This window comes from Methylomagnum sp., assembly GCF_054333355.1.
Map to the genome: position 1 here is coordinate 1 of NZ_JBTEKS010000118.1, position 11252 is coordinate 11252.

Consider the following 11252-nt stretch of genomic DNA (forward strand, 5'->3'; position numbering starts at 1 on the left):
CTAAGTTTAGGTTTCGCTTCAGGGCGGCGCGGTACTGCGCGCCGCGTGTCCCCGGGCGTCCGGCTCACCGGCCCCCCGAGGTGCTGCGCAGTCTACCACCCCCCCTCCCCGTGTCAAGATGAAATCGCGACATTTTGTCGCACCCCATCCAAAAGCCATATAACCGCCCCATCCGCCGGGGATTCGGGCCGAAATGCTCCTTCGCGTCGGCTCTGCGTTAAAATCGCCTCAGCCCAAATTTTGGCCATCATCAAAAAACATCCAATCCGACCCCGCCTAAGGTTGTACTCCCAAGATGCGTTACACACCACTCATGGCACCCGCCATGCTTCTAATGCTCGCGATCCCGTCGGCCCAATCCGCCGAAGCACCGCCCTCGCCGCTGGAACCCCTCGCGTTCGGTTGCGGTGGCTGCCATGGCTTGTCGGGGGAAGGCTTTGATTCGTTCCCTAAAATCAGCGGCAAGCCGGAAGCCGAATTCATCCGCCGGATGCAGGACTTCCGTGCAGGAAAGCGCCCGGCGTCAGTCATGGACCGCATCGCCCGTGGCTACAGCGACGAAGACTTCGCCATTCTGGCGAAGCATTTCAGTCATCGCTAAGGAGGCGAGATGAGCGGATTCACACGTCGTGATTTCCTGGCCTGGGCGTCCGCGACGGGATTGCTCGGCCTTACGGGCTGCGCCAGCAAGAAGGCCAGAAAGCTTAAATCCAACCCCAACGCCAAAGTGGTGGTGTTGGGCGGGGGCTTTGCCGGGGCGACGGCGGCGAAGTATCTAAAGATGCTTGACCCGGCGCTTAAGGTCACGCTGATCGAACGCAACAAGTTTTATGTGGCCTGTCCCGGCTCCAATCAGGTGATCGCCGGGATGAAGGAATTCGCCGACGAAAAGAAGCCGCAAAAGGCCGCCAGCCTGAGACACGACTACGACACCCTGGCCCGTAAGTACGGCATTGAATCCATCATTGCCGAAGCCACCGGGATCGACACTCACGGCAAAAGCGTCACCCTCGATGATGGCTCGCGGGTGCCCTACGACCGATTGATCGTGTCGCCCGGCATCGACTTCCGCTGGGACGCCATCGAGGGCTACGGCGAAGCCGTCAGCGAAACGGTCCCCCACGCCTGGAAAGCCGGGCCGCAAACCATCATGTTGCGGCGCCAATTGCGGGCCATGAAGAACGGCGGCGTGGTTGTCATCACGGTTCCACCGAACCCCTATCGCTGCCCGCCCGGCCCCTACGAGCGGGCCTCCCTGATGGCCCATTATTTGAGCCAGCAGAAGCCGCGTTCCAAGATATTAATCCTGGATGGCAAGACCCAATTCTCCAAACAAGCCTTGTTCCAACAGGGCTGGCGGGAGCTTTATCCCGGCATGGTGGAATGGATTTCGTCCGAGAAGGAAGGCCGGATCGAGCGAGTCGAATCCGGGCGGCGCCTCTCCGTCCACACCGAGTTCAACAATTATCGGGCCGACGTGCTTAATGTGATTCCGCCGCAAATGGCCGGAAAGCTCGCCCAAGCCGCCCGCCTCGCCGACGCCACGGGCTGGTGCCCGGTGAATCCGCTCACTTTCGAATCAACCCTGGCGCCGGGTGTCCATGTTATCGGCGACGCCTGCGACGCGGCCCCCATGCCCAAATCGGCTTTCGCCGCCAACGCCCAAGCCAAGGTCTGCGCCGCCGCCGTCATTGACCTGCTTTCGGACAACGAGCCGGAACGCGCCGCCCTCATCAACCATTGTTACAGCTTCCTCGCCCCCAACTACGCCATTTCCATCACCGGCGTGTATGGCTATTCCAGCGCAGAGAAACGCTTGACGGCCCTGGCCACTGGCGAAACCCCACCCAACGGCGACCGGCGGGAAGAAGCCGAATACGCCCGCAGTTGGCACAACCTCATCATGCGGGAAGTGTTCAGCTAGCGTGCTTGGCCCGCCGCAGGCCGACAAGGCTCATCACCAACCCAAGCAAACTGAGTCCCATCGCAATATCGGCATAAAGGCCGGTCAGTCCCATGCTGGCCGCGCCTCCGGCAAACAGCAACAAAGGCCCGACCAGCAAAGCAAGCCGCCCGGTCGCCTTCCGCGCCCGCGGCTTGGGCCGCGCCGACGCCGTTGCCACTTGTTGAGGGGGTTGCGGCCAATCGGCGGCTTCCGAGGCTATCCGGTCGTGGGCAAACGAGGCGGCGTCGTCCAGCGGCTCCAAATGGGTGACGATGGTCAAGTGACGGATTGCCTGACGAATCTCGCCTTCCAGCCGCTCCAACAAATCGTGGCCGCGCTTCACCGAGCAATCGCCCGGCACCAGCACATGCACCGTCATAAACCGTTGCGTCCCCGCCGCCCGGGTGCGGAGGTCGTGGAATCCGACGCCTTCCAGCCGGTAGCGATTAAAAATGGCTTCGATAGCGGCCCGCTCCTTGGCCGGCAGCGCGGCGTCCAGCAATCCCGCGATGGAGCGCCGGATCAAGGAAACGCCCGACCAGACAATCTGCGCCGCCGCCAAAAACGCGATGGCCGGGTCCAACCATAGCCAGCCCGTCAGCGTGATTCCGCCCAAGGCGGACAGCACCGCCAGCGTGGTCCACACATCCGACAGAAGATGTCGGCCATCCGCCTCCAAGGTGATGGAATCGTGCTTTCGCCCGGCCCGCAGCAGCACCAAGGCCACAACCAAGTTCACCACCGCCGCGACCGCCGACACCGCCATGCCCAAATCCAGCGCCGCCAAGGGCTGGAGATTCCACAGCCGCCCCCACGCCGCCCAAGCTATGCCCACGGCGGCCACAAGAATCAACGCGCCCTCAAACCCGCTGGCGAAATATTCCGCCTTGCCATGCCCGAAGGGATGCCCCGTGTCAGCGGGCCGGGCGGCAATCGACAGCATCAGCAGCGCCACCAGGGCCGCCGCTAGATTGACCAGCGACTCCGCCGCGTCGGACAGCATGCCGACGGAGCCAGTCATCCGATAGGCTTGGGCCTTGAGGGCCATGGTGAGCATCGCGGCGAGGATCGACAGCCAGGCATAGCGCGTCAGAGATGGCGTCCCCGGCTGGCCGTGGGCCGGTTTCCCGGCGGCGGCGTTCAAGTCGGCTCCAGCGCCCGCGAAAGGAGCGGCTTGATCGACTCGGGGAACGCCATCGCCAGCGCCCGTTGCCGGGCCTGTTCGGACATCTTGTTCCAAGTCTTGCGAACGATGCCGATCAGCTTGTCCGGCTCGTGCTGGTGGCTGGCGGCGAATTCCAAGAAGTAATATTCGAGGAAGACCAGGCAGGCGACATCCTCAATCAACTGCACATCCGGGTCGGTCTTCATGCCACGCTTCAGCAGAATTGCTTTAACCCGGGCAATGGATTCCGGCTCGTAGCCAGCCTGCTCCATCAACTCGGCCACGCGGTCGCCGTGGAAGCCATATAAGAAGCTGCGCCAGCGCAAATACCCCTCCCGCGTGGCGGGATAGCTGTCGCGGGGCACTTCCCAGCGGCGGATGTGCTGCCCCCGCGCCGCGATGCGCAGCACCTCGGACGCCTCCGGCGCTAGGCGCTCCAGCCACGCCGTCATGCGCCAACCGTAGAGCAGCTCCTTGGGATGGGTTTCGCCTTGCCAAAGTTCGCCGTTGGGATCGGTGGTATTCGCCTCGTCGATCAGGCGCAGCGCATGGTCGAGTTTGTCGTCGTTCATGGTTTGATTCGGGTTGGGTTCTGAGAAAGGCTTGCTTCTTAACAAATCCCGCCTCGCTTTGGCAACGCGAATGGTCTAACGAGGATTAGGAATCCACCCAAGCCATCGCCAGGAGGCCCACATGCCGGACACCTGCGTATTCGCCATTTTTGGCGCGACCGGGCACCTTTCCCGCACCAAGTTGCTGCCCGCCCTGTATAAGCTTCACCAAGCCCATCGGCTGCCCGATGATTTCGCCGTGCTGGGCATAGGCCGACGGCCTTGGGACGATGCCCGGTGGCGCATTGAGGCTGCCGTGTGGCTCAGGAACATTTCTGGAGAGCCTCCCGACGAAGCGGCCCTAACGGATTTCCTTCAGCGCCTGTATTTCTTTCCCGGCGACCTCGATGAGTTGGAATCCGCCCCGCGTCTTCGGGAGCGGCTGGAAAACACCCCCGGCTTTCCCGCTAACCGGGTGTTTTATCTATCCCTGCCGCCCTCCGAATACCAATCCGCCGCCGCTTATCTCACCGCCGCCGGGCTGAACGCGGAAGCCGCGGGCTGGTGTCGATTGGTGGTGGAGAAACCTTTCGGCTACGACCTGGCCAGCGCCCAAGCCCTGGATTTGGCGTTGCATCGGGACTTCGGCGAACACCAGCTATTCCGCATCGACCACTATCTGGGCAAGGAGACGGTGCAGAACATCTTCGTGTTCCGCTTCGCCAACCTGATGCTCGAACCCTTGTGGAATCGTAATTTCATCGACCATGTCCAAATCACCCATGCCGAAACCGCCGGGGTCGAGAGCCGCGCCGCCTACTACGATGGCGCGGGTGCATTGCGCGACATGATTCAAAGCCATTTGCTGCAAATGCTGACGCTCACCGCCATGGAGCCGCCCGCCAGGCTGGACGCGGAATCCATCCGGGACGAGAAGGTCAAGGTGTTGAAATCCATCCGGCCCATTCCGAGGAGCGCGGTTCACGCCCACGCCTTCCGCGCCCAGTACAGCCGGGGCGGCGTGATGCCCGGCTACCTGGAAGAATCCGGCGTCCCGCCCGATAGCACCACCGAAACCTATGCCGCCGTCAAATTGCTCATCGACAACTGGCGCTGGCGCAACGTGCCGTTTTTCCTGCGCACCGGCAAACGGCTGGCCCGGAACAGTTCGCTGATCGCCATCCGCTTCAAGCATCCGCCGCAGCAATTGTTCCGCGAAACCCAGATCGAGCGATTGCCGCCCAACTGGCTGTTGCTGGGAATTGAGCCGGAGCAATGCATCCGGGCCGAGCTTCAAGTCCGCGAGTCCGGCATCGGCCTACACACCCGCACCACCCAACTGGACGCCAGCACTTGCCACCGGGATGGCTACCGGCTGGACGCTTACGAGGCCTTGTTGTTGGATGTCGTCGAGGGGGACCGCGCCCAGTTCCTGCGCTCCGACGAGGTGCAGTGGGCTTGGCGGGTGGTCGATCCAATCATCCAAGCCTGGACGGTGGAGCGGGAATACATCCACACCTATCCCGCCGGGGGTTGGGAGCCTAAGGAAGCGGAACGGCTGTTCGAGCGGGACGATCAAGCGTGGCGGCATTCATTCGATGTCAACGGGACGGACGGTTAGGCGGAAACATCGGAATCCGCGCCATCCCCTTGGAAGTGGCCGGGGCTTTTGTTGGCCCGGCGGGAAAGATTCTGGACGGTAGTAGAATTTCTTTCCCGAATAACTCAGTCCATTAGGTTGACCTCCATGCAAGCGACATTACGAGAATTTGAAACCCATCTTCCCGAATATTTAAGCCGCGCCCTGGCGGGCGAGGAAGTCACCCTGACCCAGCAGGGCAAAACCGTGTTGCGGCTGTCGCCCGTGCCTGCGGAAAAGTCCCAGGCGGACTTGGAGCGGGAGGCGTTGGCGCGGTTGGATGCGACGTTAGGGCCGCTACGAAACGCGGCGTTTTTGGGAAGCCCTGGCCGCTTTGGTGGTCGGGGCTTTTGTTTGTCCGGCAGGAAAAACATTGGACGGTAGTAGAATTTCCTTCACGGATACCCCATTCAGCCAATCCACCAGGACAGCCCCCATGCAAGCCACCCTTCTCGAAGTGCAAACCCATTTGCCCGAATACATTGACCGTGCGAAAAGCGGCGAGGAATTGACCATCATCGAAAACGGCATTCCGGTGGCGCGGCTGGTGCCCTTGACCAAAACCCCAGCGGAATTGGAAAGAGAGGCGGTGGCGCGGCTGGATGCGTTGCCTTGGATCAGGCCGGGTAACGGTGGCAAATTGACCGGAACCGACCGACCCATTTCGTGGAAACCCGGCGAGAAAACCCTTTCCGATCTGGTTCTGGAGGATCGGGAATGATTTTGTATCTGGATACTTCGGCCTTCTTGAAGCTTTACGTGGCTGAGCTGAAAGTCAGCGCGTGCGGGAGGCTTGCGAGGCCGCCCGTATGTGGTGGCTGACTTTGAGCGGGATTGGGCGGCGGTGCGGGTTGTGGAAGCCTCCGAATCCTTGGTTCGCCGCGCTGGCGATTTGGCCCAGCGCTTCGGGCTGCACGGCTACGACAGTGTCCACCTCGCCGCCGCCGAGGCCGTGTGGCGGGCCTTGCCGGGGGTGGATTATCGGGTGGGGGTGTTCGACGGCAGGCTGGCCGAGGCGGCGCGGGGATTGGGGATGGTGGTCATGGGCTGAGGTCACGCGGGGCGAAATCCGCCGTTAAAATTTCCCATCCTTCACAGCGTACATTCCCATGAAACACCGGATAGACCCCCGAATCGACTGCGTTTTCAAAGCGCTGCTTGGCGCGGAAAGAAACCGCAACCTTCTGATCCATTTCCTCAATGCCGTCCTCGCGGGCGAACTCGCCGCCCCCATCACCGACGCGGTCATCCTCAACCCATACAACGACAAGGAGTTCCTCGACGACAAGCTCAGCATCGTGGACGTGAAGGCCAGGGACGGCGAGGGTCGGCTATTCCAGATTGAAATCCAAATGCTCAGCTACCGGCACCTGCCCGCCCGCATCCTTTACGGCTGGGCGGACATCTACACCAAGCAATTGAAGAGCGGCAAGGACTATGACCAACTGCGCCCGGCCTATAGCATTTGGCTGTTGGCGGATAATCTGCTGCGGGACGACGACCGCTACGCCCACCACTTCAAGCTGCGCGATGAGCGGGGCCGGATATTGATCGAGTACGGCGGCATTTGGGTTCTAGAGCTGGACAAGTTCGCCGCCGAGCGGGTCAAAACCGAGGAACAGCGCTGGCTGAAATTATTCAAGGACGGTGAGACGTTGGATGACGGCAACCTTCCCGATTGGATGAACACCGACGAAATGAGGCAGGCCATGACCACCCTACAACAATTCTCCGAGAAGGAGCGCGACTACCACGCCTATCAGGCCCGGCAGAACTTCCTGCGGGAGCAACGCACGATCCAGAAGGAGCGGGAACAGGCGGAGTGGGAACGGGAAATAGCGGAACAGGCTCGGGCACGGGCGGAATTGGCGCTGGAAGAGGAACGGGCGGAACATGCCAAAGCCCAGGCCGCTGCCCTTGCGGAAATCGAGCGGCTTAAGGCGCTGTTGGAACGACGTTAGGGCCGCTACGAAACGCGGCGTTTTTGGGAAGCCCTGGTCGCTTTGGTGGTCGGGGCTTTTGTTTGCCCGACCTTCCAAACGCAGAGTTGGGAGCAACCTGAGCCAACAAAAATATCTAAATTTTTATATGATGCGACCGTATGAAAGACGCCATCTTTTTGGGAACGAGCAGAGCTGATTTACGGGATTTTCCCGACGAAGCCCGACGGGAAGCGGGTGTTGAACTTCATCAAGTCCAACTTGGGCTTGAGCCTAGCGATTAGAAGCCGATGCCGAGCATTGGCCCCGGCATTCGGGAAATTCGCATCCGTTTGGGCGGGGCGTTCCTGGTGATTTATCTCGCGATGCGGCCCGAAGGCGTCTATGTGTTGCATTGTTTTCAGAAGAAAACCCAGAAGACCGCGCCCCGCGATGTGGAGTTGGCGCGGCAACGGTTTAAGCAAATCGGAGGATGACCCATGACCGACATTGTTAAGGCAGGCGAAAACATGTTTTTGGCGCTGGGTTTCCCGCCCCATGAGGCGGAGGTTTTGCAGTTACGCGCCGAACTGATGGGGCGATTGCGGCTTTGGATACAGGACAATGGCTTGACCCAGACCGACGCCGCCGAGCGGTTGGGCATTACTCAGGCGAGGGTGTCGGATTTGGTACGGGGTAAGTGGAAAAAATTCAGCTTGGATATGTTGCTGACGTTGGCGGCCAAGGCGGGGATGCGGGTTCGGTTGGAGTGGGATCGGGTGGCTTGAAGCGGTTGGCCCGTTGCCACAGGGGGCGATGATTGGCACGGTGATTTTGGGAAGCCCTGGCTGCTTTGGTGGTTGGGGCTTTTGTTTGTCCGGCGGGAAAAGCGTTGGGCGGGGGTGACAGGTCTTGCTTGGTGGGGTGGTGAGAGTGGGAAGGTGATTAGCCGCATATTGCCAGACAATCCAAAATATGGATTCATCGTTGAAACAGGATGACGGGAGGGGTATGCTTTCTTAACAGTAAATTTGGTCTTACGGTCGAGAAATCTTGTCTATATGCCCAAATTCTAAAAAATACTAAAACAATCTGTGGCGCTTCTAATGGCCCCAAAAGATTATTTTTTCTTGTTAAAACTGTTGCATTTATATTTTAATTTGAAACATTTCCCAAAGAAAAAATGAGCAACTCAAAACAAAATGCTAAAACTGTACCCCAATATGTAGATACGATCACGGAGAATTATATGCCGTTACTGGTGGCGGCAAATTCCAAAAATTTGGATTTATAGCGTCCGCAAGTGGCGGCATAATGTTTGTTGGCACAATTTATACTTGCAAAGTGTGTGGATATACAGAGTTTTTTGATAATGAACCGGAGTTGACATTAGCTGGGGAGCGCGCAGAATTAGCATAATTAACTTTCCTGGTAATGGAAAACTGCCGCCAGCCCCACCTAACGGATCGGAGCCACCTATGGAACTTACAGAACGAGTAGCGAATCTTGAAAAAGGTGTTACTGATCTGCGAGTCGATATAGCATCCATCAAACAGCGCCTCGACTCCGAGTTGCCACAATTATCAACAAAATCTGATATTCAAGAAATCAATACATCACTCATAAAATGGATGGTTGGTACTGCAATTGGACTGGGAGCCGTTGCAATCACCGTGATTACGTTCGTTTTGAATAATGCGGCACCAAAAGTATCTGCTACATCTTCCCAGCCTCCCATCATTATTCAGGTTCCTGGACAACAGATTACTCCGCCCGCAAACGCGCCCAATTTGCCTCCTGCTAACCAACCCGCTCCTTCCAGCAAGTAAGCCAAATGAAAAACAGGGCCATAGGATGCGCTGAGGAACGAAGCGCATCCTGCGCGTTACCCAATTGATGCGCCTTCTTGCGTCGGCACATCCTATGCGAATTACTTATTCGCTCGTTCCCAAGCCCCAGCCCGCATAGGATGCGCTGAGGCACGAAGCGCATTATTCAAATAATTGCCAGAAACCCACATGACTGACTATCGTCGTTTTTATATTCCCGGATCAACTTGGTTTTTCACGGTGAATCTTGCGAAGCGGCGGAATAATAACTTGTTGGTCAAAAAGATTGACTTATTGCGAGAAGCGTTCCGTTATGCCAAGGAGCGCAAACCATTTAGAATAGAAGCGGTCGTCATTATGCCGGACCATCTCCCGAGCGGGACGGGGTATTCACCCCCGTCCTGTACGTTTCAAAGTAGCCGACCGACTCTGACAGGTTGGCGATCACCTTTAAACGTTTGACCCATGCCGAATACAACCGGAATCACTGGAGGAAAAAACGAACGCCGTTCTTAATATCGACAAACTAATTCCCGCTTGGCAGACACTCAGAGCTTCGGCCCCAATATCCCATATCGAAACCGAAAGCGATTACGAGCAGGCCACCGAATTTTTGAACAGCCTGCTCGATATTATCAGAGACGATGCCACCCATCCATTATATTCGCTGGTTTCCGTAGTTGGCGATTTGATTGAAGCCTATGAAAGCTACCATGAGCCGATATAGCGCCATTGCTTCGGACTTAGCGAAACATATAGGACTACCGAATAATCTTCTACAAAATACAGCCCAAGGCACAACCATCATGCAATGGCAAGACATCAAAACCAAATACCCCACCCAATTCATTTTGCTCGGCAATCTAATTGAAAAACGGCTTTCCGAGTCAAAAAGCCAAATCATCGCGGGCGATATTTTGCAGGTGAGCGACGATCCCAGAGTTATTCGAGAGGCTTATCGGCTCCGCAAAAGCGCTGGGCAGAATGTTTTGTTCACCATACCTTCAACGCCCGCTGAATTAATCGTTGAAAACATCCCAATGAAAGGGATGTTGAGATGAAATTTGAATGGCGAAACGGCCTGATTTGGGTGACTGTTGAAATCGTCTACGAAGGTCAACATATCACCATAAACGATTGCATAGTCGATACTGGCTCTGTTTCCACAGCGATAGATATAGAACGGATAAACTTCAATTATCAAAAGCCCGCTTCTATTCGCAGGCTCATTGGCATCGGGTGCGGTATTCAAGAAGTGCTATCGCAACGAATTGACGGCTTCATCATTGACGGAAAGACACTTGCTGACATTGATATTGAATTTGGCGATATTCGGAACGAATTTGGAATAAATGGTTTTATTGGAACCAATGTGCTGTCAAAGTTTAACGTCTCGATTAATTTTGAAGCTCAAACATTGCAGCTTTTTTGAATGCCAATGACCCAGAATAAGCTTTAGTCATGAAGCTTCATGCTCAACCTAATCTAATGGTATTTACACCATGGATTTACCGCTGTCCTCAGACCTTGAAGAGACCCAGTTAGCGGTTTTATACGCAGAGTTTTCCGAGGAAGACCGCCAGCTAGCCGAACAAGGCATGGGAGATTTAGCCGCCGGGTTAGCACGGGAAGAAGATACCTAAAATTCCCCCACCCAAATCCCCACCGGAAACCTACCCAACCCCACCACCGCCTCCCGCGTAAACACATTCCGCCACCGCCCCCCAATCCCCTCCGGTAACTCAAACCGCACCCCCTCCCCCGCCAGCCGCCCCGTCCAACGCGGCACCGCCACCAACACCGCCCGGCTCTCCCAAGTCCGCAAAAACGCGCACACCCGCTCCGCCCCCTCGCCGACCACCGCCACGGGCCGATAATCCCCCCGCCGGAACAACGCCGCTTCCTGCCGCCGCAGCCGCAACACCTCGCGGGTTACATACAGCTTGATGCGCCCGTCCGCCATGTTTTCCAGCATCGACGCCAAATGCGGAGCCAGCCGCTCGGCGTCCAGGTCATCCCAGCTCTGCAACTCCCGCAACAACGCCCGCCGCCGCCGATAATCTACCGCCCGCCGGTTGTCCGGGTCCACCAGGCTGAAATCCCACACCTCGTTGCCCTGATAAATATCCGGCACCCCCGGCGCGGTCAGCTTGAGCAGCAATTGCCCCAGGCTGTTCAAAAACCCAGGCCGCACCAGCCGCGCC

Annotated in this window: 14 protein-coding genes and 1 pseudogene; 12 read left to right on the plus strand and 3 right to left on the minus strand. The window is 57.7% G+C overall.

Going from position 1 to position 11252, the window contains the following annotated elements; all coding sequences use genetic code 11:
* Positions 1-325 precede the first annotated feature (325 nt).
* Together ACXWUF_RS10895 and ACXWUF_RS10900 are read left to right on the plus strand one after the other, a co-directional pair.
* Complete coding sequence (locus tag ACXWUF_RS10895; RefSeq protein WP_458494704.1) at positions 326-601, plus strand: c-type cytochrome; 276 nt, start codon at positions 326-328, stop codon at positions 599-601.
* Between the two features lie 9 nt (positions 602-610).
* Entirely contained in the window at positions 611-1924 is a 1314-nt protein-coding gene (locus ACXWUF_RS10900) for an FCSD flavin-binding domain-containing protein (RefSeq protein WP_458494705.1), read from the plus strand.
* Here the strand turns inward: ACXWUF_RS10900 and ACXWUF_RS10905 are convergent.
* Both ACXWUF_RS10905 and ACXWUF_RS10910 read right to left on the minus strand, forming a co-directional pair.
* The gene (locus ACXWUF_RS10905) at positions 1917-3089 is read right to left on the minus strand and encodes a cation diffusion facilitator family transporter (RefSeq protein WP_458494706.1); all 1173 of its coding nucleotides are present in this window, start codon (positions 3087-3089) and stop codon (positions 1917-1919) included. The genes ACXWUF_RS10900 and ACXWUF_RS10905 overlap by 8 nt on opposite strands.
* Complete coding sequence (locus ACXWUF_RS10910; protein ID WP_458494707.1) at positions 3086-3682, minus strand: DUF4202 domain-containing protein; 597 nt, start codon at positions 3680-3682, stop codon at positions 3086-3088. The genes ACXWUF_RS10905 and ACXWUF_RS10910 overlap by 4 nt, the downstream gene beginning before the upstream one ends.
* A gap of 121 nt (positions 3683-3803) precedes the next feature.
* Here ACXWUF_RS10910 and zwf point away from each other — a divergent pair, with 121 nt between their 5' ends.
* From zwf to ACXWUF_RS10960, 10 genes are all read left to right on the plus strand, one after another.
* A complete protein-coding gene (zwf, locus tag ACXWUF_RS10915) occupies positions 3804-5282 on the plus strand; it encodes a glucose-6-phosphate dehydrogenase (RefSeq protein WP_458494708.1) in 1479 nt (492 codons plus the stop codon).
* A 126-nt stretch (positions 5283-5408) separates the two neighbouring features.
* A complete protein-coding gene (locus ACXWUF_RS10920) occupies positions 5409-5684 on the plus strand; it encodes a type II toxin-antitoxin system Phd/YefM family antitoxin (protein WP_458494709.1) in 276 nt (91 codons plus the stop codon).
* A gap of 52 nt (positions 5685-5736) precedes the next feature.
* Entirely contained in the window at positions 5737-6021 is a 285-nt protein-coding gene (locus ACXWUF_RS10925) for a type II toxin-antitoxin system Phd/YefM family antitoxin (RefSeq protein WP_458494710.1), read from the plus strand.
* 90 nt (positions 6022-6111) lie between these two features.
* Entirely contained in the window at positions 6112-6351 is a 240-nt protein-coding gene (locus tag ACXWUF_RS10930; protein WP_458494711.1) for a type II toxin-antitoxin system VapC family toxin, read from the plus strand.
* Positions 6352-6409: 58 nt separating this feature from the next.
* Positions 6410-7261: an Rpn family recombination-promoting nuclease/putative transposase gene (locus tag ACXWUF_RS10935; RefSeq protein WP_458494712.1), complete on the plus strand. Its 852-nt coding sequence runs from the start codon at positions 6410-6412 to the stop codon at positions 7259-7261.
* Between the two features lie 269 nt (positions 7262-7530).
* Positions 7531-7716 (plus strand): type II toxin-antitoxin system RelE/ParE family toxin, encoded by a 186-nt coding sequence (locus tag ACXWUF_RS10940; protein ID WP_458494713.1) that lies wholly within the window; start codon positions 7531-7533, stop codon positions 7714-7716.
* Between the two features lie 3 nt (positions 7717-7719).
* The gene (locus tag ACXWUF_RS10945) at positions 7720-8007 is read left to right on the plus strand and encodes a helix-turn-helix domain-containing protein (RefSeq protein ID WP_458494714.1); all 288 of its coding nucleotides are present in this window, start codon (positions 7720-7722) and stop codon (positions 8005-8007) included.
* Between the two features lie 690 nt (positions 8008-8697).
* A complete protein-coding gene (locus ACXWUF_RS10950; protein WP_458494715.1) occupies positions 8698-9048 on the plus strand; it encodes a hypothetical protein in 351 nt (116 codons plus the stop codon).
* A gap of 713 nt (positions 9049-9761) precedes the next feature.
* Positions 9762-10109: a hypothetical protein gene (locus ACXWUF_RS10955; RefSeq protein ID WP_458494716.1), complete on the plus strand. Its 348-nt coding sequence runs from the start codon at positions 9762-9764 to the stop codon at positions 10107-10109.
* Positions 10106-10480 (plus strand): hypothetical protein, encoded by a 375-nt coding sequence (locus tag ACXWUF_RS10960; RefSeq protein WP_458494717.1) that lies wholly within the window; start codon positions 10106-10108, stop codon positions 10478-10480. The genes ACXWUF_RS10955 and ACXWUF_RS10960 overlap by 4 nt, the downstream gene beginning before the upstream one ends.
* Before the next feature lie 207 nt (positions 10481-10687).
* Here ACXWUF_RS10960 and ACXWUF_RS10965 read toward each other — a convergent pair.
* Positions 10688-11252: pseudogene (locus ACXWUF_RS10965) on the minus strand (hypothetical protein); the annotation flags it as partial.